This is a genomic window from Rhodococcus sp. FH8 (assembly GCF_019266085.1).
GTDB classification, from domain to species: domain Bacteria; phylum Actinomycetota; class Actinomycetes; order Mycobacteriales; family Mycobacteriaceae; genus Rhodococcus_F; species Rhodococcus_F qingshengii.
Window position 1 is genome coordinate 477,229 of record NZ_LPNQ01000080.1, and the last position, 22,646, is coordinate 499,874.

18 protein-coding genes are annotated in these 22,646 nt (G+C 62.0%); 11 read left to right on the top strand and 7 right to left on the bottom strand.

Annotated features, from left to right (window positions below):
• The first annotated feature begins 8 nt into the window (after nucleotides 1–8).
• Nucleotides 9–1,577 (top strand): GMC oxidoreductase, encoded by a 1,569-nt coding sequence (locus ATN38_RS28885; protein WP_197487702.1) that lies wholly within the window; start codon nucleotides 9–11, stop codon nucleotides 1,575–1,577.
• A gap of 74 nt (nucleotides 1,578–1,651) precedes the next feature.
• Here the strand turns inward: ATN38_RS28885 and ATN38_RS28890 are convergent, their stop codons facing one another.
• Nucleotides 1,652–2,164 carry a MarR family winged helix-turn-helix transcriptional regulator gene (locus ATN38_RS28890; protein WP_231917207.1) on the bottom strand — a complete coding sequence of 171 codons (513 nt, stop codon included), beginning with the start codon at nucleotides 2,162–2,164 and terminating at the stop codon, nucleotides 1,652–1,654.
• A 42-nt stretch (nucleotides 2,165–2,206) separates the two neighbouring features.
• On the opposite strand from ATN38_RS28890, the gene ATN38_RS28895 reads away from it, so the two are divergent.
• On the top strand, nucleotides 2,207–3,289 hold the full coding sequence (locus tag ATN38_RS28895; protein ID WP_231917208.1) for an ABC transporter substrate-binding protein: 1,083 nt from the start codon (nucleotides 2,207–2,209) through the stop codon (nucleotides 3,287–3,289).
• Here ATN38_RS28895 and ATN38_RS28900 read toward each other — a convergent pair.
• The gene (locus ATN38_RS28900; RefSeq protein ID WP_207624134.1) at nucleotides 3,225–4,058 is read right to left on the bottom strand and encodes a phosphatase PAP2 family protein; all 834 of its coding nucleotides are present in this window, start codon (nucleotides 4,056–4,058) and stop codon (nucleotides 3,225–3,227) included. The genes ATN38_RS28895 and ATN38_RS28900 overlap by 65 nt on opposite strands.
• Nucleotides 4,059–4,175: 117 nt before the next feature.
• Between ATN38_RS28900 and ATN38_RS28905 the strand changes: the two genes are divergently transcribed.
• Nucleotides 4,176–4,850, top strand: coding sequence for a response regulator transcription factor (locus ATN38_RS28905; protein WP_037132434.1), 675 nt, complete (start codon nucleotides 4,176–4,178; stop codon nucleotides 4,848–4,850).
• Between the two features lie 3 nt (nucleotides 4,851–4,853).
• Here the strand turns inward: ATN38_RS28905 and ATN38_RS28910 are convergent, their stop codons facing one another.
• The 4 genes from ATN38_RS28910 to ATN38_RS28925 form a co-directional block, all read right to left on the bottom strand.
• Nucleotides 4,854–6,242 carry a cell wall metabolism sensor histidine kinase WalK gene (locus ATN38_RS28910; protein WP_208689855.1) on the bottom strand — a complete coding sequence of 463 codons (1,389 nt, stop codon included), beginning with the start codon at nucleotides 6,240–6,242 and terminating at the stop codon, nucleotides 4,854–4,856.
• An 87-nt stretch (nucleotides 6,243–6,329) separates the two neighbouring features.
• Nucleotides 6,330–7,745 (bottom strand): serine hydrolase, encoded by a 1,416-nt coding sequence (locus tag ATN38_RS28915; protein WP_235171365.1) that lies wholly within the window; start codon nucleotides 7,743–7,745, stop codon nucleotides 6,330–6,332.
• Nucleotides 7,746–7,747: 2 nt separating this feature from the next.
• Nucleotides 7,748–11,116, bottom strand: coding sequence for a serine hydrolase (locus ATN38_RS28920; RefSeq protein ID WP_218749169.1), 3,369 nt, complete (start codon nucleotides 11,114–11,116; stop codon nucleotides 7,748–7,750).
• A gap of 54 nt (nucleotides 11,117–11,170) precedes the next feature.
• Nucleotides 11,171–12,781: an ABC transporter substrate-binding protein gene (locus tag ATN38_RS28925; protein WP_039973390.1), complete on the bottom strand. Its 1,611-nt coding sequence runs from the start codon at nucleotides 12,779–12,781 to the stop codon at nucleotides 11,171–11,173.
• Between the two features lie 162 nt (nucleotides 12,782–12,943).
• On the opposite strand from ATN38_RS28925, the gene ATN38_RS28930 reads away from it, so the two are divergent.
• From ATN38_RS28930 to ATN38_RS28950, 5 genes are all read left to right on the top strand, one after another.
• Nucleotides 12,944–14,104 carry a pyridoxal phosphate-dependent aminotransferase gene (locus ATN38_RS28930; protein WP_037132442.1) on the top strand — a complete coding sequence of 387 codons (1,161 nt, stop codon included), beginning with the start codon at nucleotides 12,944–12,946 and terminating at the stop codon, nucleotides 14,102–14,104.
• Nucleotides 14,105–14,168: 64 nt separating this feature from the next.
• Entirely contained in the window at nucleotides 14,169–14,774 is a 606-nt protein-coding gene (locus ATN38_RS28935) for a TetR/AcrR family transcriptional regulator (RefSeq protein ID WP_003945736.1), read from the top strand.
• Between the two features lie 55 nt (nucleotides 14,775–14,829).
• Nucleotides 14,830–16,251 carry an adenylosuccinate lyase gene (gene purB, locus ATN38_RS28940; RefSeq protein WP_003945775.1) on the top strand — a complete coding sequence of 474 codons (1,422 nt, stop codon included), beginning with the start codon at nucleotides 14,830–14,832 and terminating at the stop codon, nucleotides 16,249–16,251.
• A 67-nt stretch (nucleotides 16,252–16,318) separates the two neighbouring features.
• A complete protein-coding gene (locus ATN38_RS28945; protein WP_042920316.1) occupies nucleotides 16,319–16,732 on the top strand; it encodes an HIT family protein in 414 nt (137 codons plus the stop codon).
• Between the two features lie 13 nt (nucleotides 16,733–16,745).
• Nucleotides 16,746–18,176 (top strand): DUF1254 domain-containing protein, encoded by a 1,431-nt coding sequence (locus ATN38_RS28950; protein ID WP_003945617.1) that lies wholly within the window; start codon nucleotides 16,746–16,748, stop codon nucleotides 18,174–18,176.
• 13 nt (nucleotides 18,177–18,189) lie between these two features.
• On the opposite strand, the gene fes is transcribed toward ATN38_RS28950, so the two are convergent.
• The gene (gene fes / locus ATN38_RS28955; RefSeq protein ID WP_218749171.1) at nucleotides 18,190–19,425 is read right to left on the bottom strand and encodes an enterochelin esterase; all 1,236 of its coding nucleotides are present in this window, start codon (nucleotides 19,423–19,425) and stop codon (nucleotides 18,190–18,192) included.
• 66 nt (nucleotides 19,426–19,491) lie between these two features.
• Here fes and fepB point away from each other — a divergent pair, with 66 nt between their 5' ends.
• The 3 genes from fepB (at nucleotide 19,492) to ATN38_RS28970 (ending at nucleotide 22,571) form a co-directional block, all read left to right on the top strand.
• Nucleotides 19,492–20,487 carry a Fe2+-enterobactin ABC transporter substrate-binding protein gene (gene fepB, locus ATN38_RS28960; RefSeq protein ID WP_037132295.1) on the top strand — a complete coding sequence of 332 codons (996 nt, stop codon included), beginning with the start codon at nucleotides 19,492–19,494 and terminating at the stop codon, nucleotides 20,485–20,487.
• A gap of 111 nt (nucleotides 20,488–20,598) precedes the next feature.
• On the top strand, nucleotides 20,599–21,912 hold the full coding sequence (locus ATN38_RS28965) for a sensor histidine kinase (protein WP_256932198.1): 1,314 nt from the start codon (nucleotides 20,599–20,601) through the stop codon (nucleotides 21,910–21,912).
• Complete coding sequence (locus ATN38_RS28970) at nucleotides 21,909–22,571, top strand: response regulator transcription factor (RefSeq protein WP_003945911.1); 663 nt, start codon at nucleotides 21,909–21,911, stop codon at nucleotides 22,569–22,571. The genes ATN38_RS28965 and ATN38_RS28970 overlap by 4 nt, the downstream gene beginning before the upstream one ends.
• The last annotated feature ends 75 nt before the right edge of the window (nucleotides 22,572–22,646 follow it).

Consider the following 22,646-nt stretch of genomic DNA (forward strand, 5'->3'; position numbering starts at 1 on the left):
GATTAGCTGTGGGGGCCGCCGCACTCTCGTCCTCGTGGACCACGGCGGCCGCTGCGCCCAGACGAGCATTGAACGACGGAGACCGTGTCCCCGCGCTCGTGATCGGCAGTGGATACGGCGGTGCCGTTGCGGCACTTCGCCTGACACAGGCCGGTATCGACACGCACATGGTCGAGATGGGGAAGTCGTGGACCACACCAGGGTCCGACGGCAAGATCTTCTGCCCGATGCTCTCGCCCGACGGTCGGTCCTTCTGGCTCAGAGACCGTACAGTTCAACCGGTTTCACACTTCTCCGGCGGCTCGGTGGACAAGAACATCAGCCGCTACGTCGGTGTTCTCGACGCCGAGGACTTCGGCGGGATCAAGGTCTACCAGGGCCGAGGGGTCGGCGGTGGGTCGCTGGTCAACGGCGGTATGGCCGTCACACCCAAGCGTAACTATTTCGAAGAGATCCTGCCCGGTGTCGATTCCAACGAGATGTACTCGACGTATTTCCCGCGCGCGAACGCTGCGCTCGGAGTCAACAACATCGACCCGGCCTGGTTCGAATCGACCGAGTACTACAAGTTCGCGCGGACGGGGCGAAAGACCGCTGAGAGATCCGGTTACACAACAACGTTCGTGCCGAATGTCTACGACTTCAACTACATGAAGCAAGAAGCTGCCGGCCAGGTCACCAAGTCCGCTCTGGTCAGTGAGGTCATCTACGGCAACAATGCCGGAAAGAAATCTCTGGACAAGACGTACCTCGCTGCGGCATCCGCCACCGGCAAGCTCACCATTTCAGCTCTGCACGTCGTGACCTCGGTTTCCCCGGCCGCGACCGGCGGTGGCTATCAAGTGGTGATGAACCAGATCAACGAGCAGGGCAATACCGTCGGCACCAAGACAGTGACGGCGGACAAGGTCTTCTTCGCGGCCGGCAGTATCGGGACCAGCAAGCTCCTGGTCGCGATGAAAGCGCAAGGGCAGCTGGCGAATTTGCCGGGTGCAGTTGGACAGGAATGGGGTCACAACGGCAACGTGATGGTGGGCCGCGCCAATCACATGTGGGACGCCACCGGTGCGAAGCAGTCGGCGATCCCCGTGATGGGTATCGACAACTGGGCCGACACATCCGCTCCCGTCTTTGCGGAAATCGCACCCTTCCCGGCCGGTACCGAACTGTGGGTCAGCCTGTACTTGGCGATTGCCAAGAATCCGCAACGTGCTCAGTTCCAATTCAACTCGGCAACAGGCAAGGTCGGATTGAACTGGCAGCGCTCGCAGAACCAGCCGTCGATCGACATGGCGAAGAAGCTCTTCGACAAGATCAACAAGAAGGAAGGCACGATCTACCGGACCGACCTCTTCGGCCCGACGCAGACGTGGGGCGATCAGTTGACGTACCACCCCCTCGGCGGTTGTGTGCTCGGCAAGGCGACCGACGGCTACGGTCGTCTGCCGGAGTACCCGGGTCTGTACGTCATGGACGGATCCCTCGTACCGGGCAATGTGGGAGTCAATCCGTTCGTCACCATCACCGCTCTGGCCGAACGGAATATCGAGAACATCATTGCGAACGACATGAACTAGGGCGGTAACTCGTCAGCAGGTGCGGTGCGGTGCGGCAGGTGCTGCACCGCACCGCTTCTGTATGTCCCGGAGTGTCATCGCGGTGCGTGATCTCGCAATGATCGATTGACTCGGTCGAGGATACCGACGGCAGTGGTCAATGTGTCGAGGTCGCCCTCGTCGAGGGCCGCCAATTCTTCGGCGAGAACGCCGATGCGTAGTTCGGATCGACGGTCTCGTCGCGCGCTTCGCTCGTCCTTCACGAAAAGTGTGCTCACTCGGCCGTCCGTGGGATCGGGTCGCCGCTCGATCAGGTCTTTGTCGGAGAGGATGCGCACCAGCGTGCTGACGGTGTTCGGGCGTCTGGAGAGGCGATCGGCCACGGCCCCGATGCGAGTGCCCGGATGGTGTGCGACATCGTGAAGTACTTCGGATTGTGCCTCTGGCAGAGTCGCGTCGGTACCCGACGTATCCATGTATTCCCGCAGCGCTCGACGCAATTCGAACGCCGCAGCGATGAGTGATCTCGATGCTTCTTCCGCGGTGGGCACGCGATCGGAGTAGCGATCGACCTCGTGTGATCCACGCCCTGGAACTGTATCTGACACAGATATAGTTTACAGTTCTTCAAAGGGTAGGGTCACCTAACCATGACGGAAGATGAAGCTGTCATGCTTCACGACGTACGGGACACGATCATGAATTTTCGAAAGAAGTCACGCAGTGTAATGCTGATCGGCGCACTGACATTGGTGGCAGCTCTCAGTGGCTGCTCGAGCGAGGACGCCTCGCCCACAGATGCCGAGATCAGTGCGTCGGCTCCGGCGGACTCTGCGTTTGTCGCTCCGCGAGAAGTCCCGGTTGGAATGGGGAGCGGAAAGTCGGACGGCGAGTTCCCTCGTACCGTCTCACACTTCAAAGGGGACACCACGATCGAATCGCAGCCCGAAAAGGTTGTCGTCATCTCGACCGGGCAAGCAGATGCTCTCCTGTCGCTCGGTGTCGTGCCCGCAGGTTCGACGCGTGGTGACGGTGCGGACCTGGTGCCTCCGTACTTGTTGTCTGCATACCCCGAATTCCGTACTCAGCTAAGTGATGTCGTTGACGCAGGTGGACGCTTCACACCGAATTTCGAAGCGATCGTCACGCTCGATCCTGACCTGATCTTGATGAATGTTGCAGGAAAGGACGCTGATTCGCTGTACGACCAGCTTTCTGCCATCGCACCCACGGTGGCAACACAGGGAACCGGCGTCTACTGGAAGCAGGACTTCCTGCTGGTTGCCGACGGGGTAGGTAAGACGCAGCAGGCGACGGTACTGCTGGATACCTTCAATACCGATGCCGCGGCCCTCGGTGCTTCCCTCTCGTCGCCGCCGACGGTGTCGTTCACGCGCCAGAACGGAAATCGTCTGCGCATCTTCGGTATTCCTTCGTTCACCGGCAGTATCGCCGAGGATGCCGGCTTGACCCGTCCGCAGTCGCAGCAGTTCGACGACACTTCCCGAGACATCAGTGAAGAAGAGTTGAACGTGGCGGACGCCGACTGGATCTTCTACGGCGTGCAGGGCGGGGACCCGGCGACATTGACGAACGCGCCGTTGTGGGCGCAGTTACGTGGTGTGGTCGCCAACCACGCCGTCGCTGTTGACGATGACGTCTTTTACCTCAATACCGGGCCGACTGCGGCTCGTGAAGTGCTGAAGGTTCTGCAGAGCGCATTGCAGCAGTAGTCGATTCAGCTTGGTTGTGAGTGCCGACGAATCGGAAGAGGGCTCCACCCACCGTGACTGCAAGCGTCGCGAGAATAGCTCCGGCGATGACGTCGGTGAGCCAGTGCGCACCCAAGTAGAGGCGAGTCAGCGCGACGACGACGGTGACCGTCACGGCGAGGAGCATCAGAAGGCGTTTGACGGCCGGTGTTCGGTCGACGCTCACAACGAGAACGGCAATGCCGAACAGCGCTGCTGTGCCCGTCACGTGACCGGAGGGGAACGAGTGGCCGGTCTCGAGAAGAACCTGGATGTTGGTCGGCGGACGTTCGCGACCGACGAGCGCTTTGATTACCGTGCTGGCGACCGCCGCCCCGCCAACGGTTCCGATCACGATCAAGCCCGGAACGACCGAACGCGCTCGCCATGAGATGAGCACTCCGCAGGTGATCCCGAGTAGCGCGGTGGCGACCGGGCTACCGAGATCTGTGACGGCGACCGCGATCTGGTTCAGGGCGCCGCTCCGATGATCGACCATCCAGTCGGTCACCGGCCCGTCGAAGCTCGTCAACCACCCGCTTCCATACACCTGGATCGACAGCGTCACCAGTGCAAGCACGAGTCCGCACGTGCGAAGGGCTGTAGACCGAACGCCGGAAGCTCGGTAGATCGAACCGAACGCGAACAGAGCTGCGGCCACCACGATTGCGGCAACCGCGATCTCTGCGGTGGTGCTCTCGGTCAGGACTTCGGTGACCACGTTTCGCACGGTCGACACAGTTGCAGGCATGAATGCAGTGTGACGAGCCGAAGCTGAAGAAACGCTGAACGGAACTCGGCTCTGGGTCTACCGTCTGCTCTACTGGGTGCATCCGAACAACTGCGTGGCGACGAAACGGGGCCGGTGGTGCGAGTACTGGTGGTCGAAGACGAAGTGCGCCTGGCCGAGACGATCCGGCGGGGATTGGTGGCCGAGGGATTCGTGACCGCCGTCGAACTCAACGGTGACGACGGATTCGCGACTGCGTGCAGTGACGAATTCGACGTGATCGTTCTCGACATCATGTTGCCGGGCAAACACGGGTACGACATCGTGCGGGATCTACGCGCCCGGGAGATCTGGACGCCGATCCTCATGCTCTCGGCAAAGGACGGCGAATACGACCTGGCTGATGCATTCGATCTCGGCGCCGACGACTACCTGGTCAAGCCATTCTCGTTTGTCGTGCTTCTCGCTCGGCTGCGCGCACTGGTGCGTCGCGGCGCTCCACAACGTCCGGCGATACTCTCCGTTGGAGACCTGTCCCTCGACCCGGCCAAACATCAGGTGAGCAGAGCGGGAATCGAATTGACCCTGACGCCAAGGGAGTACAGCGTTCTCGAATTCTTGATGCGCAACAATGGTGTGGTGGTCACGAAGACCGAGATCGTTCGCTCTGTCTGGGACACCAACTACGAAGGTGACGAGAACATCGTCGAGGTGTATATCGGTTACCTTCGTAAGAAGCTCGACCTCCCGTTCGGAACTCAGAGCATCGAAACGGTCCGAGGCGTCGGGTACCGCTTTGTCGGCACTGCCTGATCTTCAGTCGTTCGGTACCGGAATCGTCACCTCGAATCGACTTCCACCGCCCGCCCTCTCGCTGACGGAAATGGTTCCGTGGTGCGCCGCAACTATTTCCGACGCGATGGCGAGTCCAAGTCCGGACCCGCCTCCCTGCCTCGACCGCGGCTGGTCCAGGCGGACGAAGCGTCCGAAGATTCGTTCGCGTTCTGCTTCAGGGATTCCGGGCCCGTCGTCCTCGATCACGATGTGGGCTTCGTTTCCGGCTTCGGAGCACTCCAGATACACGAGGGTCTCCGCATGCCGCACTGCATTGTCCACGAGGTTTCGCACCATCCGCGTCAATGCTCTCGGGTCTCCGGAGACCCGAACCGGAGCCACGGCAGCGGCGACCGTAACTGCGGAGATACCGTCGATCCTTTTCTGCTCGGCGAACAAGATGTCATCGAGGTCGACGTCGACGACGACGCCGAACTTTTCGAGTTCGCTTTCGTCAGAGCGCGCGAGAATCAACAGGTCTTCGATCAACTGCCGCATTCGGCGCGCCTCGGGAAGTAGTGCGTCTTCGATCAACGCGTCGTCGAGGAGATCCGGGCGTCGGTGTGCCAGTTCGAGGGCCGTCGTGATCGTCGAAAGCGGACTGCGTAACTCGTGTGAGGCATCGCTGACAAATCGTTGCTGGGCCAGCGCACCTTCGTCGAGGCGCGCCAGCATGTCGTTCATTGTTGTTGCCAGTCGGGCTATCTCGTCGTTCCCTGACGGGACAGGCACTCGTTCACCTTGACGCCCACTCGAAATCGACGCTACCCGAGCGCGGATGCGTTCGACGGGAGCGAGGGCCGAACCGACAAGGCGGTAGGTGGCAAACGCTGCCAGCCCCAGGACCAGAGGTCCGACTATGGCCAGCAGAACGGCAACGGTCGTCACCACGGTTTCAACCGGTTCGCGGTCGGCGCCGACGAAGACGGTGACTGGTCCGGTCGGCGTCTGAGCGCCTCGCCCGATCAGCCAGTAGTCCTCGTCGTCGGACTTCTTGACCCTTCCGAGAGCGTCCGACTCGTCAGGGCCGAGAAAACGTTCGGACAGGAGGTCGCTGTCGGTTCCCGGTGATTGGGCGACTATTCGGTGATCGGCGTCGACGATCTGCACGATTCCGATCTGACTGTCTGTGGACAGAAGCGAAGGGTCGAGATCGGCCGGATTCTTTCCGTTGAGCTGCTGGACCAATTGCGTGGCGCGAGCGTCGGAGCTGTTCAGCGCGGACAGATGCAGGGAGTTTGCCAGCACGAAAACCAGTGCAAGCCCGGCGATCACCAGGCAGAAGGCGATCACGAGTGTCGAAGCCACGGTCGAACGGGCACGCACGCTCCACCGGGAGGGGTGCAGAATCGACTCGCCGATGAAGTTCATGGCGTCCAGTCTGTACCTTCTCGGCTGTGCATTTACGAAGACGGGTGACGCGGTCCCGTAATCGGACCGCGTCACCCGTCTAGAGGATCAGGCCACTCGCTTGGCGGTGCGGCCGCCGAATTCGAGCATCACGGCGCGACCGGTGTCGTCGGTGACGAAGCGGCCCAACGCCCGGGTGGTGTCGGCGCGAGCAGCGAAGTCACGGTCGTTGAGGAAGGCGATCGGGATTGCCGGCGGCCAGACGATGTCCTCGTATTCACCGAGATCCTGCGCGCTGCCCATCCGGATGCCGATTCCCTCGTCACCGGGGGCGACGGTCATCGTCAGTGAGCCGGCCTGATACTTGCCCAGGACTGCGTCGACGGCAGCGGGTTCGGGCTCGACCACGTCCAGGGATGCCGGCGTGGGTAGTTCAGTGAGGTTGGCCATGCACCAGTCGACGATCTTCTTGCCGATTCCGCCGCCGAGGGCGTTGGTCAGCACGGTGACGGCGAAGTTCTTCTCGGGCACTGTCATGAACTCGGAGACCTGGAGGTTGCTCACGTTTCCGCCGTGCCGGACTACCTGTGTGGTTCCGTATCGAGTCAACAGCCATCCCAGGCCGACTTCTTCGAACATCATCGCGGCGGGACGCTGCGGCTTCTGCATCAACAACCGGGTGGACTCGTCGAGTGGCTGTCCTTCGCCGGGGTGTTCGCCAGACAGTGCGTAACGTGCCCAGACGAGTTGGTCTCGCACCGAGGACCACATTCCGCCGCAAGGGATCATGCCGCGGTCCAGTCCGGTTTCGTTGGACACGAACGGCACACCGTCGCGGATGTAGTGACCGAGTGCGAACCGGTGGGTCATCACGTCCCAGGGCAGGAAGGCCGAGTTCTTCATTTCGAGGGGGTCGAGCACGCGCTGCTTGACCAGCTCTTCGAAGGTCAGTCCGCTGATCTTGGCCACGACATGTCCGGCGAGAACGAATCCGGAGTTGCTGTAGGAGAAGACTTCTCCGACGGGAAATTCTTGTCGCAGTTCGTTCAGCCGTGAAACCGAGCGTCCCAGGGCGTCTTCGCCCCAGCCTGCCGAGAGGCCCGCGTCGCCGGTGAATCCGCCGGTGTGGGTGAGGAGGTGACGCATCGTGACTGTGCGCGTGGCTGTTTCGTCGGCGAAGGTCAGTTCGGGGACGTACTCGACCAAAGGGGTGTCGAGATCGAGTAGGCCGTCCTCGACGAGTGCCATCGCGGCTGTTGCGGCGAACACCTTTGTGGTGGAGCCGATCATGAACATCGTCTTGTCGGTGACCGGGAGTTGGGTTTCGACGCTCTCGATGCCACTGGTGACGACGATGTCCTTGTCGCCGTGAACGATGCCGACCGAGACGCCGGGGATGTTTGCCTCGACCCTCCACTGATCGACGAGTTCTTGAAGCTGTTCTTGCATCTTTGATTCCTCGAGTTCGCTGGCGTTCTGTGTTTCGGCGTTCTGTGTTTCCGTCATCGTATGTGTATCGGTCATCGTCACGCGTTAACCCGTGGTAGGAAGCGGAATCCGACGTACACTCCGTCTCGGTGCGGCCGTACCGTCGTCCAACCGGCGGCCCCGGGTTGACGGGTGGTCCAGGTCCCCGGGATCTGCGACGGTACGAGAGTGGCTACCGTTGCAGGCTTCTTCGGAGCTGTTTCGTCTTCCTCGGGATTCGGGATTACGTCGCCGATGACGGTGATCACGGCCTCGTCAGCGGACTCTCCACGACGGAACTCGATTGCTATCCCGCCCGAGCTGTACTTTCCCAGAACCGAATCCGGAATCGACTCCACACTCGCGGGGTTCGGGGCGAGGGCTTGCGGAGGTTCGAGTCCGACCAACGCGGCCGCGGCTTCGGTGAAGAGATCACGGTAGAGGCCGTCGGCCTTGCCGCCGCTGGTCAGCAGTGCGATCGCGACATTGTGGCGGGGGAAGATACGCAGATATGCGTGTTGCCCGATGGTGCTGCCGTCGTGCCCGAAAATCTCTTCGCTCGACCAGGTTTCGTGGAACCAGCCCAAGCCCCAACCCGACTTGTCCGGGAACAGTTCACTGATGTCGATTTCCGGTGTGCGCATCGCGGCGGCCGATTTTTCCGACACGATCCGTACGCCGTCGACGCTCTGTCCTTCGAGAAGACCGAGTTCCGCGAACGTGAGTAGATCTCCGATGCTGGCAGTGATGCAGCCGGCGGGCCCCATCGAGCGGGTGATCGGCCAGACGGGCATCACGACGGAGTTCCCCGTATGACCCGCTGCCACAGAGTATCTCGGTGTATCTCCGGTCAACGTGAGTGTGTGCGCGAGGCCGAGCGGATCGATGATCCGCTCCTTGAGGATGTCGTCCCAGATGCCGCCGCGAAGAACCTCGACGATACGAGCTGCAAGGACGTACGCGGAGTTCGAGTACGCGAAGCCGTCCTCGAGTGGATGAACCTGACGGAAGTCACGCAGGCCCTCGACGTAGCGTTCGACGACGTCGTCGCCGCGACCCTTGTCGATGAACAGGTCACCGTCGATTCCGTTGCGATGGTTCAGAAGTGCGCGAACCGTGATGCGGGCAGCTGTTTCCTCGTCCTGCAGTGCGAAATCGGGCAGGATCGACCGGACGGTCGCGTCCAGGTCGAGCAAGCCTTCGTCGACAAGCTGCATGACCAGCATCGCGGTCCATACCTTGGTGATGGATCCGATCTGGAACAGGGAGTCGGTGGATACCTCGACCCCGGTGTCTGCATTGATCACGCCGGAAGCCACCGTCGTACGGGTGATTTCCTTGCCGTTGGAATCGAGTGTGAGAATACCGAATTGAGCACCGGTGACGCCGTAACGCTCACACAGTACGTCCAGCGAACGCTTCCACGCGTCGGCTCCGGCAGACGCGTTGGCCAGGCCGGTCTTGGGCAGCTTCGCGGAGGTGTATCGCTTGACCCATTCGATGAGTCGTGTGCTGTAGTCGATTCGGTGCGAGATCGAGCCGTTGACGAGGAACCCGTGGCTTGCACCGGGATACGCCACCAGACGGGTGGGTACGTGCTGCTGGCGCAGTGCGGCGAACCAGGCCTCGGCTTGACCCAGCGGGCACCGCTCGTCCGACTTTCCGTGCAGGATCAGCGTCGGGGTCACCACGTTCTTCACGGCGGCGAGCGGTGAGGCTGCCAGGAGCCCCGCGGAGTTCTCGGGAACAGTCGTGCCGGTGGCGAGTGACGCGAGGTGCGGACCGAAATCGCAGACTCCGGCCATGGCGTTGAAATCGCAGATCAGCCCGCCGGCAACCGCAGCGGCAAAACGATCCGTCGCGGACGTCAGGTGACACGTACTGTATCCGCCGTAGCTGTACCCGGTGATCGCCAGACGGTCCCCGTCGACAAGTCCCTCGGCGACAAGCGCGTCGATCGGCTCGAGGAAGTCGGCTTGGTCGGAGGTACCCCAGGCGCCGTTGACGGCGTACATGAAGTCTGCGCCGTACCCGTCCGACCCACGTGGGTTGAGGGTCAGGATGCGCCAACCCTGGGCGGCGAGAACCTGGTGGGCGGGGTGATAGGTATCTGCAACGCCGGTCCACGCGTTGTGCGGTCCGCCGTGAATGTCGAGCAGAAGGGGTGCGGCACCACTGGTTTCGGGAGCGGACAGTAACCAACCATGCACGGTGCGGCCGTCGGAGATGGTGAACTCGCGTTCCTCGGCGGCAAACAGTGTCACCTCGGGGAGTGCTTCTGCGGTGAATTTCGTCAGCGTGGTGACCGCGCCGCTGTCGAGATCGACGAGTGCGATCTCGCCGAAGGACTGCTGCGTGGTGACGATGACGGAGGCGACGCGGGCGTCACGGGCAACGGAGAGCGCCGAGACGACCTCGTTGGGATTGGCGACGAGGGATCGAGAGGTGCCGGTTTCGATGTCGGCCGCGTACAGATGCGTCCATCCACGATCGCGTAGGCAGAACACGATTTCGTCGCGAGTATTCGACAGTGCCGGTGTGCCGCCGGGGTAACCGGGTGCACCGGGCATCACGTTGCGATCGAGATGAGCTGTGAGGGTGACGTCGACCGGTGTCTCGGTTGGGCCGGGGACGGACAGCCGGATCAGGTCTGCAGTTCCGACACGGACCTCGGGAGTGCCGATGGCGACGACCGAATCTCCCTGCGGATGCCACAGTGTGGAGCCCTGCACTCCGGTGGCATGACCGAGTCGCTGCGGGGGAACCGACAGATCGTCGACGAGGATGCGGTAAGCGCTGAACGTGAGGTTCAGATCGCTGTCCGGTTCGAGATTCGCGGTGAAGGCAAGGGCCGTGCCGTCGGGCGACCAGGACGGAACGTCGGCATTCCAATCACCGTCGGTGAGCCGTCGAACTGCCTTCGTCTCCAGATCGACGGTGTGAAGGTGGCGACGGAAGGTGCCGAGCCAACCGGCACCGTCCACCTTGTATCCGAGTCGGTCGGTGACGATGGGAGCATTCGGATCGGCGGAGTCCGAGCGTGAGACCACAGCGGCGAACGCGATGGCATTTCCGTCCGGGCTCCAGGCTGCTGCACCGGCGCCGAGGGGGAGTGATGCTGATGTGGTGAGAGTTTCGGCCTCGCCACCGGCGAGCGGGATCAGGTGCAGCTGCGCGGAGTCGCCGACCTTACGCAGGAAGGCAATCGAGGTTCCGTCCGGAGAGAACCGAGGGGCAGAATCGGCGGGCCCTGCGGTGAGGCGGCGAGCCTGGGAATCGCGGGACACCGCCCAGAGCGATGTAGTTGCCTTTCCGGCAACAATTTCCGAGCGAACGAAGACGACCACGGTGCCGTCGGGAGAGATTGAGGTCTCAGTGGGTGTGACCACACGGTGGAGGTCGTCGAGAACAAATGGACGGTCAGTCATGTAGATCCTTCGAATCGGAGAAATAGATGCAGACGTAAAGCTTTGTCTTCCGGCTTATTTCAGAACGCGAATGCCAGGGCCGGCCAGGGTGCCGCCAACTGGTGCATACAGGGCCGTTGCGCCGTTGAAGAACATGAAGTTCGGCGACGTGGACACCGGAATGACGTCGGACGAGGTGAACAGTGCTTGTTCCGCTTCCTTCCACACCGAGCAGGATTCCTGCCCGGGCAGAACCGAGGCCTTCGCCGCCAGTTCGGCGTACTTTTGATTGTCGATCGATGCGAAGTTGACACCCGACGGTGGGGTGGGGCCGGCGAAGTACGGAACGAAGATGCTGGGGGTATCGCTCTGGACGGTCAGTCCGATCGAGATCGACCATGACGTCAGGTCTTTCGCTGCGAATGTGTTGGAAATGATGAAGTTGTTGTCACCACCACGAAGCTCTACCTTCGCACCGAGCTCCTGCCACTGCTTCATCGCGTATTCTGCTGCTGCAGAGGTGGTGTCGCGGTAGTTGGCAAAGATGACCGTCAATTGCAGCGCTTGACCGTCCTTGGTCAGGACACCGTCGGATCCGGGCTTCCAACCGGCGTCCGCAAGAGTCTTTTTCGCAGCGGCCATGTCGAACTTCGGAACTACACCGGTAACGCTGTCGAAGTCACACGCCCGCGGATCGACTACTGCCAGTGCCGTAGCTCGTGAGCCTTTGCCACCGGTGTTGATGTCCGTGTAATCGTCGAGATCGATCGCCTGCACGAGTGCGGTGCGTACGGCCTCGTCCTTGGTGGGGAGAGCCGCATTGTGGTTGAAGATGAACTGTCCGCTCAGGGTGTTGGACGTCATCGACTCGAGGCCTGAAGCTTCCACACGTTCGATATCCGCGCCGGCAACCGGGGCCGCGTTGACCGTTCCGGTGAGGACGAGATTCGCCGTCGTCGCGGCGTCGGTCACGACCTTGATCGTGACCGTCTTGGGCACTCCGAGCGTGTCCGACGTGGTTTCGCCGTTCGGCCCCCAGTTGTATCCGTCGCGGCGTTCGAGCGTGACGTGATCGTTGGCCACTACTTCGGTGATCTTGAACAGTCCGGTTCCGTTGCTGCTGCCTCGAACACTGGCAGGGTCGTCGAGGGCTGCCTGGCACGCCATCTTGAGAGCGCCGATGCGCTCGAGGAGGAAGGGCGCGGGTTCCGTTGTCTTGATCGTGAGCTCGTCACCATCAGCGGTTGCTACCGCAGTTTCGGGTACGGATGCTCCCAACCACGGCGAGCCGTTGGTCGTGTCGACGACCCAGTTGATGTTGTTTGCCGCTGTCTGGGCAGTGAAGGTCGTGCCGTCTTCACACGTGATCCCCTTTTTGAGGGTGAAGTTCAGCGAAGTTCCGTTCTCGCTCCATTTTTCGGCCAGATACGTGCCCGCTGCGCGGGTTTTGGGGTCGATGGCCAACAACGAGTCATTCGTATAGCTGTTGATCGCCTGCGTGGCAGTCAGATTGGTGATCAGGGGATGAAGGTTGCCGGGATCGGTGTTCACGATCGTGGTGAAACTGCCGTCCTTCGCGTAGTCGCCGGAAGAATTGCCGCCAGGATCAGAGGTGCTTCCGCACGAGGCAACCGTGAGAACGCCGATCGTGACCAGAGCCGCAGTGGGCACTGAGCGAGCTTTCATCTGATGCACCTTTTGATCGAAGGAAGTCGTTGATCAATGTTGCGCGAGGGACGTGGCCCAGGTCTCGTTGAATCGACTCATGCTGAGCGCCTGAATCTGTCGGATCGTCACAATGGGTGGTCGTCGTTTCTTGTCGCACCACGGTTCGACTACCGTCGGAGTGTGCGCTCAGAATCTCGTCGATCAGATATCCAGACCTTCCATGTCATGGATGTATGGAAGGCCGCGACCGAACGTCAGCGGACACATGGTGACGTCCTGACCTTGGCGGCAGGTCAACCGTCGACGCCCGCGCCGGCACCGGTGCTACGTGCGACGCGAGAGATTCTGGGCACCGAACTACTCGGGTATACCGAGACTTTCGGGATCCTGCAGCTACGCGAGGCTATTGCGCGCTACCACAGCGAGCGATCGGGAATCGCCGTCGACGCCGAAGACGTGGTGGTGACGACCGGTTCGTCCGGGGCGTTCACCTTGCTCTTCCTGGCCGCGTTCGACGAGGGCGACACCGTGGTGGTTGCTCGACCCGGATATCCCGCGTACCGCAATACCCTTGCCGCTCTCGGCTGCAACGTCGTCGAACTCGACTGCGGGCCGGCAACTCGATACCAGCCGACAGTGGAAATGCTCGAGGCTTTGCCGTCGCCGCCTGCCGGTCTGATCGTCGCGAGCCCGGCAAATCCCACGGGCACGGTGATCTCGCCCGAGGAGCTCGCTGCATTGGCGACGTGGTGCGAGCAGCACGGAACTCTTCTGATCTCGGACGAGATCTACCACGGCATCGGATACGGCGATCAGCACACGTCGAGCGCCTGGGAGACCTCACGCGAATCCGTCGTGATCGGCTCGGTGTCCAAGTACTTCTCGATGACGGGTTGGCGACTCGGGTGGATGTTGGTGCCGACCTATCTTCGGCGCCCGCTGCAGAGACTCGCGTCGAACATGACCGTGTGTCCGCCCGCGATCTCTCAGTACGCCGCCGTCGAGGCGTTCTCGGACGAGGCGAAGGTCGAGTTGGACGGGCACGTTCAGCGGTACGCCGTCAATCGTGAACTGTTGTTGACCGGGTTGCCGAAACTGGGCATCACCGAGTTGGCTCCCGCCGACGGTGCGTTCTACGTCTACGCGGACATCGGCCATCTGTGTGGCGACGAGGGCGCCACCGCGTGGTGTGCCCGGTTGCTGACAGATACCGGGGTCGCGCTGGCACCTGGAATCGATTTCGACACCGTCCACGGAAACCGGATGGTCAGACTCTCGTTCGCAGGTGCGACAGCCGACATCCAGGAGGCACTGGCCCGCCTCGAGAAGTGGCTCGGGTAACAAACAGCAGGGTCTTCGAGCTGTTTCGCCATGCGGAGGTGCCCTCTGCTGGCACGATGTCGTGGTGTCTTCTGCAGCTACGCCCAAGGGCGAACGACGTCGCCAAGCTCTGGTGGCGTCCGCTGCTGAACTTTTGCTGGAGGGCGGGTTCGACGCCGTTCGTCACCGAGCGGTGGCAACCAGAGCTGACCTTCCACTGGCTTCGACGACCTATTACTTCGACTCACTCGACGATCTGATCGCGTGTGCCGTCGAGCTCAACGGCAACGCCGACATGGAAGCGATGCGCGCCAGAGTGGCTGCGGTGACCCAACGTCGGCGGGGCGCGGAATCAACCGTCGAACTGTTGGTCGAGCTGCTGCTCGGAGACGAAGAGAAGCGGCCGGAGAGCCGCGAGCGTTTGATCTCGCGCTACGAACGATTCGTCGCGTGTGCCCGTCATCCCGCACTTCGTGACGTGCAGTTGCGCCTACGAGCCCAGCTCGACGACCTGTTGACCGATGCGCTTCGACGCTCGGGCCGGTCGGCTCCCGAGGGGCAATTGCGCCGTCTTGTCGCGATGGTCGACGGTGCGATGATCACGGCTCTGGGGGAGTACGACCCGGACCCACGGGGGTTGGCCAGGGGAATGCTCTTGGAATCGATCGACGTGATGGCGCCGCCGGTCTAGCTCGGTCTCTATCGGGGGTAACGGCACTGCTTGGCCCCCGTTAGACTGAGGCCTCGTGAGCCGCATCCCGAATGTCCTTGCCAACCGCTACGCCAGCCCGGAGCTCGTTGCTCTGTGGTCTCCCGAGTACAAGATCGTGCTCGAGCGTCAATTGTGGGTGGCGGTGTTGCGTGCGCAGGCAGAGCTGGGCATCGACATTCCGGCCGACGCCATCGACGACTACGAGCGTGTCATCGACAACGTCGACCTCGAGTCCATCGCGGACCGCGAGCGGGTCACCCGCCACGACGTGAAGGCACGCATCGAGGAATTCAACGCACTTGCCGGGCACGAGCAGGTCCACAAGGGCATGACCAGCCGCGACCTCACCGAGAACGTCGAGCAGCTGCAGATCGTGCGTTCTCTCGAACACGTCTACAACCACGGCATCGCCGTCGCCGCCCGTCTGGGTGAGCGCGCTGCCGAGTACTCGTCCATCGTTATGGCCGGCCGCTCGCACAACGTCGCAGCTCAGGCCACCACCTTGGGCAAGCGTTTCGCTTCGGCCGCCGACGAGCTGCTGGTTGCACTGACGCGTCTGCGCCAGCTGATCGACCGGTACCCGCTGCGCGGGATCAAGGGCCCGATGGGGACCGCTCAGGACATGCTCGACCTCCTCGACGGCGATGCGGCCAAGCTCGAGCAGCTCGAAGCGAAGGTTGCGGAGCACCTCGGATTCGCTCACGTGTTGACCAGCGTCGGCCAGGTGTACCCGCGTTCCCTCGACCACGACGTCATCTCCGCGCTCGTTCAGGTCGGCGCGGGCCCGTCGTCGTTTGCACACACGATCCGCCTGATGGCCGGCCACGAGTTGGTCACCGAAGGCTTCCAGCCCGGCCAGGTCGGCAGCTCGGCGATGCCGCACAAGATGAACACCCGCTCGTGCGAGCGAGTCAACGGACTTCAGGTGATCCTGCGCGGATACGGCTCCATGGCAGCCGAGCTTGCGGGTGCACAGTGGAACGAGGGCGACGTCTTCTGCTCCGTCGTGCGCCGCGTCGCGCTCCCGGACGCGTTCTTCGCGATCGACGGCATGTTCGAGACCTTCCTGACCGTGCTGATCGAGATGGGCGCGTACCCGGCCGTCATCGAGAAGGAACTGACCAGGTATCTGCCGTTCCTCGCCACGACGCGCGTGCTCATGGCCGCCGTCCGCGCCGGCGTCGGACGCGAGACCGCACACGAGGCGATCAAGGAGAACGCCGTCGCAGTTGCGCTGGCGATGCGTGAAGAGGGCAAGGAGCCCGACCTGCTCGATCGCCTTGCCGCCGACGACCGTTTGCCGCTCGACCGCGTTGCACTCGACGAGGCCCTGGCCGACAAGGCTGCTTTTGTCGGTGCCGCTTCGGCTCAGGTCGATGCCGTTGTCGCCGAGGTGCAGAAACTTGTCGACGCCAACCCCGAAGCTGCGGCGTACGCGCCGTCGCCGATTCTGTAAGGGATACGCCCCCGTGCGCCTTTTCGGTGGTCACCACTACCGAAAAGGCGCACAGGGGCCCGAGACCATGGACTGCATCTTCTGTTCCATCATCGCCGGTGAGGCCGAGGCCAGTGTCGTCTACGACGATGCGAACGTTCTTGCCTTCATGGATATTCGGCCGTTCACATCCGGCCATCTCCTGGTCGTGCCGAAGCGCCATGCCAGTGGATTGTCCACGCTCGATCCCGACGACGGTGCCAGGATCTTCGCCGTCGCGCAGAAGATCGCCGCGGCGATGCGTACCGGATCTCTTCCCGTCGACGGAGTGAATCTGCACCTCTCCGACGGAGCTGTTGCGGGGCAGGAAGTCTTCCATGTTCATCTGCATGTCATTCCGCGAAATCGCGGCGACGGCTTCGGCCTGCGCGCCCTACCTCGCACGCCCAATCGGACAATCCTCGACAGCACGGCTGCCGTCATTCGAGGCGCACTGAACTAGAGGTTCACCCGGTGTGGGTGATTCGCGCCGAGGTTTCTCCCAGCACTATCTGGGTATGGCCGACATCGAACTGACGTATTCCTCCGGACTTGTCCCGAGGGACGGAGAGCTTCCCGCTCGCGAAACCATCGCAACGGTCTTCGACGAGCTCGACTTCCAGACAGCAGTGCAGGCGTACTTGTGGGCCATACCCATCGTGTCCTGGGCTCAGTGGATGGACGTGCATACCAACATCTTCGGAGCAACTGCCTCCGATATCGTCGTCTACCGCTCATATCGTGACCGACTAGGCCTGATCACCGCCAACGCGACGACTCCGTACATCTTGAACTTTTTCGATCTCGGTGCAACGGGGCCGTTGGTGATCGAATTGCCGCCAGGGCCGACCGCCGGGGGCATCGCAGATTTCTGGCAACGAGAATTCGCGGTGCTCGGTGAGATGGGCCCCGATGCAGGCAAGGGTGGCAAGACCCTGGTAGTCGGCCCAGGCCAGAGTGCCGAGGACACAGGTGATTACACCGTTGTCCACTCCCCGATGATGCACATCATGTTCGGCTTCCGCACGCTCGATCCCGACCCGGCGCGCTCGGGCGCGTTGGTCGACGCCGTCCGGGTGTACCCGTACTCCGATCGTGAGAATCCGACTCCGACGCGTCTGGTCTCACCGGACGGCAAGCCCTGGAGCGGAATTCAGCCGCGAGACCTTCGATACTGGGAACTCCTGCACGACATCGTGCAGGACGAACCTGTCGAAGAGCGCGACCGCTTCCCGATGGCGTGGCTTCGGCAGCTGGGGATTGAGAAGGGCAAGCCATTCGCCCCGGATGATCGAGCGAGAAAGATCTTGCAACGGGCCGTCGAAGTGGGGGAGGTGTTCGCCCAGGCGAATGCGTTCGTCAAACGCTTCCCCGGTTCGCGCTACTGGCCGGATCGCCAGTGGGACTTGGCGATTGTCCTGGACAACTCAGCTCAGCGAGGGGACAACTACGACGAGTTCTATGAACGCGCGTCGTGGTTCTACGAGGCGGTCAGCTTCTCCGAGGCGATGAAGAGTACGACGCCCGGACTCGGGCAGGCGTATCTGGGTAGCTACGCCGACGCCGAGGGGCACTGGTTGGACGGAGGAAAGAGTTACACACTCCACGTACCCGCCGATGTCCCGGCAAAGTTGTTCTGGTCCGCGACGGTCTACTCGGTCGACACACGCTGCCTTGTCGACAACGAGCAGGGCCGAGGCGACCGTGGCTCGCGAGATCCCGATCTTGTTGTCAACGAGGACGGTTCGGTGGATCTCTACTACGGACCTACAGCTCCGGTAGGGAAGGAACCCAATTGGGTTCAGACCATTGCGGGTCAGCACTGGTTCTCGTACTTCCGCTTCTACGGACCGCTCGAACCGTATTTCGATCGGACTTGGAAGCTTGGTGACATCGAGCCGGCCTAGAGCGTGGTCTGTCTCACGGACTGCCGATCAGTTCGACAACGGAGTCCAGAAGGACACTGCGCCAGCACAACCAGTCGTGGCCTCCGTCGAAGATCCGACACGACACTTGCGCTCCTGCGGCCTCCAGTGCCTGTGCGACCGCTGCGCTGTGCCCGACCATGTCGGACTCGTGCTTACCTACTTCGAGGACAACGCGTAAACCGTCCGGCACGCCATCGCGCTCGATGCGTGCGGCTATGTCTCCACCCGGCGGGCCGTCTTCCCCGCGCTTCAAGCCGGTTGGCCACCAGAACGAACCGGACCCGCTGGCGACCAGCGCGAAGTGTTCGGGGAATTCGAGTGCTGCGAACATCGAAGCCAGGCCGCCGAAGCTCTGCCCCGAGACCACCGTTCGCGTTCGATCAGACGAGAAGGGTGTGACGGCGCGCACCTGCGGAAGCAGTTCGTCGACGACTGCACTCCAGTAGCCGCGGTTGCACGGCAATTCCTGCGAACGGCGTTGATTGTCAACGGAATCGATGGCAAGCAGAACGCAGGATTTCAGTTTGCCGGTCTGGACCGCACGATCGAACGCGGCGCCTGCCGGCATGACCTCGGCCCAGTGACGCCCGTCGAGAAGTATCACGAGCGGCCGTTCTTCGAGCGGTGTCAATCCGTCGTCCACGGTCTCGTAGATCCACACCGGCCGCTCGACGTCCAACGTCGAACTGGCCCAGGTGAGCTGTATCGACTTCCTGAAAACTGGAGCATCCCAACCGAACTGGACCGGCGCCGAGGGCATCTCGGCGACGGAACGCCTTGTGTCCGCACCTGCGGAAAGCGGATTGAGTGGGTCGGCAATTCGGTGCTCGAGCAACCCCAACCAGCGGGTGCGGCGGGTCGAGTCTTCCTTGCCTGCTCCCGGATAGTCGAACTCGTCGACTACGGACTTCGGTACCGGGATGATGCTGTAACTGCTACGCCAGGTGTTCGAGACTTCGGCGGTGTAGAACCACACCGGACTGTCGCCGAGTCGCTGCATCACGCTGAGTTGTTCTGCGTGATGGTCGGTCAGCGAATTTGCATCCAGGTAAACGCGCTCGACCTCGGTCTCCTCGGGCTGACGCCAGAGGAACGTAACTCGAACAGTCTGTGTATCAACGCTTTCGATGATCGGCGTTCCTTGTTGCACTATCCGATTCCAGGACGTCTCGATGTCGGGCGAGGCTGCGAGGGTAGCGGACAATTCGGTCACCGCCTGAGTTAGCATGAGCACAGCCTAACCTAATTTGATGGGCTTTTGAATTCGAGGAGTGGTCCGCCAGTGGGCGTCACAATGAAAAAATCACGCACCCTGAAGGTGCTCTCCGCAGTCTTGGTAGCAGGGTTCGCCCTCGTCGGTTGTAGTTCTGCGGATGCCGATTCCGATGCTGACTCAGCTGCATCGCAGGGTAATTGGCCGCGTACCGTGGAAACGCCGAAGGGGCCGGTGGAGATCACGTCGAAGCCGGAGAGGATCGTCTCGACCAGTGTGACGCTGACGGGCACGCTGTTGTCGATCGACGCTCCGGTGGTGGCTACCGCATCGACGGGACCGAACACCGACGTCTCGGATGCGCAGGGGTTGTTCACACAGTGGGGCGACATAGCAGAAGAACGCGGACTTGCAGTGTTGCCGATGGGCGGTGCGAACGCGGAATCCGTTCTGGCGCAGAACCCGGACCTGATCGTCGTCTCGGCAACTGGAGGTGACTCCGTCGTCGATCTGTACGAACAGTTCACGGCCATCGCGCCGACAATCGTGGTGGACTACGGCGGAAGTAGTTGGCAGGAAGTCGCCGCTGTGCTGGGTAAGGCGACAGGTCTCGAAGACAACGCGGCGGCCACGGTCGCGAAGTTCGACAGCGCAGTAGAGGCCGCGAAGGCCAAGATCACACTTCCCCCGCAGCCGACCACTGCGCTGGTCTACTACGAGGACGGCAGCGGTGCCAACATCTGGACGCACGAGTCGGGGCAGGCGAAGTTGCTCACGGCGATGGGTTTCACGGTCGCCGACATTCCCGAGTCCGCGAAGAGCAGTGAATCCATGGGTAAGCGCAAGGACATCATTCAGGTCTCGGCGGAGAACCTCTACGACGGTATCGCGGGCAACACCCTGATCTTGGTCAGTGCCGACGACGGTGCGGTGAAAGCGGTCGAGGCACTTCCACTGTTGGCCCAGCATCCGGCAATTCGTGATCACCACGTCTATGCCGTGGGTCTGGACACTTTCCGTCTCGACTACTACAGCGCAACCAACATGGTGAACCGGTTGGTCGAGCAGTTCAGCTGAGCCATAAGTACTAGGCCTTTCACCTTCAACTAGTGCTTTGGTAGGAGTCGGGAATCGAACATTCCCTTCACGTTCGCCGAATGTGGGACCAAGTGGTGCGCGCATGCCACCATGAACGTCAATCATCGGATGCGGAATGGGGAGTGGATGTTCGACTCGGCTGGTCAGAATGCCCCGGGGCAAGCCCTGGCATCGCGAGGGTGGGGACGTTTCAACCTGAACAACCCGGCCACGGCGGCCGTGATCGTCGGCCTGCTGAGTGTGCCGTGGGTGTTCGGTCTCGCCAGTCTCAAGACTGAACCCGAGACGAGCAATCGAGTGCTGAGCGATCCGGGAACCGTCGTCGGCATCATGGGTTTCCTGACGGTGTTGACCGTTGTGGCGTGTGCGCGCCGGCGGTACCCGATCGCGTACTACCTCCTGACGTTGGCAGGATCCGGCGGATTGATGCTCTTCCTCGGCAGTCGATCGCTGGGGGCCACGCCGCTTTTCTGGTTCGCGATCATGGCAGTGTCCATCCGAGTGACAGGCATGCGCCTGGTCGGACTGCTGGTCCTCGGAATGGCGATGGACGTGATCTTGGCGATGTATCTCACCGAACGGGACGGGCTGACGGTCGCCGAGGTTCAGGTGGGGGAGTTGCCTCACTTGTTCCTCGAACCGGCGGCAAACACCGTCACGAGTTTCCTGGTCGTCGCAGCCATGGGAAAGATCGTCGCGCGCCTGCGAAAACAAGCAGTGGAGAACAGTCAGGCAGTAGCGGATCTGCACCGGGACCGCGAACGCAAGATCGCGAATGCCGTTGTCGCCGAACGGCAGGACATGGCACGTGAACTGCACGACGTCGCTGCCCACCACATGACGGGCATGATCATCCAGGCTCGTGCCGCCGACAAGTTCTTCTCGAGCAATCCCGAACAAGCGCAAGCCCTTCTGGGTGGCGTCATCGAGCAGGGACAGCGGGCCCTCAACAGCTTGCGGCAGATTGTGGGGATACTTCGCCTGGGTGAGGAAGACCCCGATTTCCCGACGCCCATGGTCTCCGACATCGACGAGTTGGTGGACGACTGCAGGCGCACCATCTCGTCGATCTCGCTGGAGAAGGTCGGCCGCTTCGACGACCTGGACAGCGGAGTCCAGTTGACGTGTTACCGCATCGTGCAGGAGGCGTTGTCGAACGTCCTTCGCCATGCGCCGGGTAGCGAGTCCAAGGTGTGTCTGAGTCGAGAAGCCGGTGCGGTGAGGGTACGGGTGGTCAATACTCTCGGGAATGCTCGCCCGGCCTCCGACGGGCAAAACCTCGGAATTGTGGGAATGCGCGAACGCGCGACGCTCATGGGTGGTCAACTGGACGCCGGACCGAATTCGGAAGGTGAGTGGGCTGTGCAGGCACTGGTGCCGGTGAACGGGAGGATCAACGCATGATCGATGTCCTTATTGCAGACGACCAGCAGGTGGTACGGCAGGGGTTCGAGCTGTTTCTCTCCGGTCACCCCGAGATTCGCGTCGTCGGGCATGCCAAGACGGGAGTCGAGGCGTACGAGCAGGTGCGTGCACTGCGTCCGGACGTCGTGCTGATGGATATCCGAATGCCGCACGGCGACGGGTTGACTGCGACCCGGGAGGTCCTTGCCGAGTTTCCCGGGACCCGCGTCATCGTGATCACCACGTTCGATCTCGACGAGTACGTTTTCGAGGCGCTCGACAGCGGTGCCGCAGGGTTCCTGCTCAAAGATGCCGATCCCGAAGAGCTCTCGTCGGCAGTGTTGACCGTGGCCGAAGGCGGTTCGGTGCTCTCGCCGAGATTGACGTCGAGACTGATCGTGGAGTTCGCGAGGCGTAAGCCGGCACCGATGTCCACGGCGCGCTCCGGATCGGATCACGGTCTCAGTGCGCGTGAAATGGATGTGGTGCAGTTGCTGTCACAAGGCTTGGGAAACAACGACATCGCAGATTCCCTCAGCCTCGAACAGAGCACGGTGAAGTCGCACATCAGCAACATCTGCAAGAAGCTGCAGGTGCGTACCCGTGTGCAGATCGTCATCTGGGCGTACCGAAACAATGTGATCGCCGTATCGCGCTGACGCACGGGACGCTGCGGCGCATCCGCCGCGGCACGGGCAGAGAAGTACACGTGCCCCGGGTCCGATCCCTCGTCG

What these genes read in the sequence shown, in the direction of transcription:
- ATN38_RS28895 (WP_231917208.1), top strand. Translation starts at nt 2,207, where the DNA reads ATGACGGAAGATGAAGCTGTCATGCTTCACGACGTACGGGACACGATC.
- ATN38_RS28900 (WP_207624134.1), bottom strand. Translation starts at nt 4,058, where the DNA reads ATGCCTGCAACTGTGTCGACCGTGCGAAACGTGGTCACCGAAGTCCTG.
- ATN38_RS28910 (WP_208689855.1), bottom strand. Translation starts at nt 6,242, where the DNA reads ATGAACTTCATCGGCGAGTCGATTCTGCACCCCTCCCGGTGGAGCGTG.
- ATN38_RS28915 (WP_235171365.1), bottom strand. Translation starts at nt 7,745, where the DNA reads ATGACCGATACACATACGATGACGGAAACACAGAACGCCGAAACACAG.
- ATN38_RS28920 (WP_218749169.1), bottom strand. Translation starts at nt 11,116, where the DNA reads ATGACTGACCGTCCATTTGTTCTCGACGACCTCCACCGTGTGGTCACA.
- ATN38_RS28925 (WP_039973390.1), bottom strand. Translation starts at nt 12,781, where the DNA reads ATGAAAGCTCGCTCAGTGCCCACTGCGGCTCTGGTCACGATCGGCGTT.
- ATN38_RS28945 (WP_042920316.1), top strand. Translation starts at nt 16,319, where the DNA reads ATGGACTGCATCTTCTGTTCCATCATCGCCGGTGAGGCCGAGGCCAGT.
- fes (WP_218749171.1), bottom strand. Translation starts at nt 19,425, where the DNA reads ATGCTAACTCAGGCGGTGACCGAATTGTCCGCTACCCTCGCAGCCTCG.
- fepB (WP_037132295.1), top strand. Translation starts at nt 19,492, where the DNA reads ATGAAAAAATCACGCACCCTGAAGGTGCTCTCCGCAGTCTTGGTAGCA.
- ATN38_RS28965 (WP_256932198.1), top strand. Translation starts at nt 20,599, where the DNA reads ATGAACGTCAATCATCGGATGCGGAATGGGGAGTGGATGTTCGACTCG.
- ATN38_RS28970 (WP_003945911.1), top strand. Translation starts at nt 21,909, where the DNA reads ATGATCGATGTCCTTATTGCAGACGACCAGCAGGTGGTACGGCAGGGG.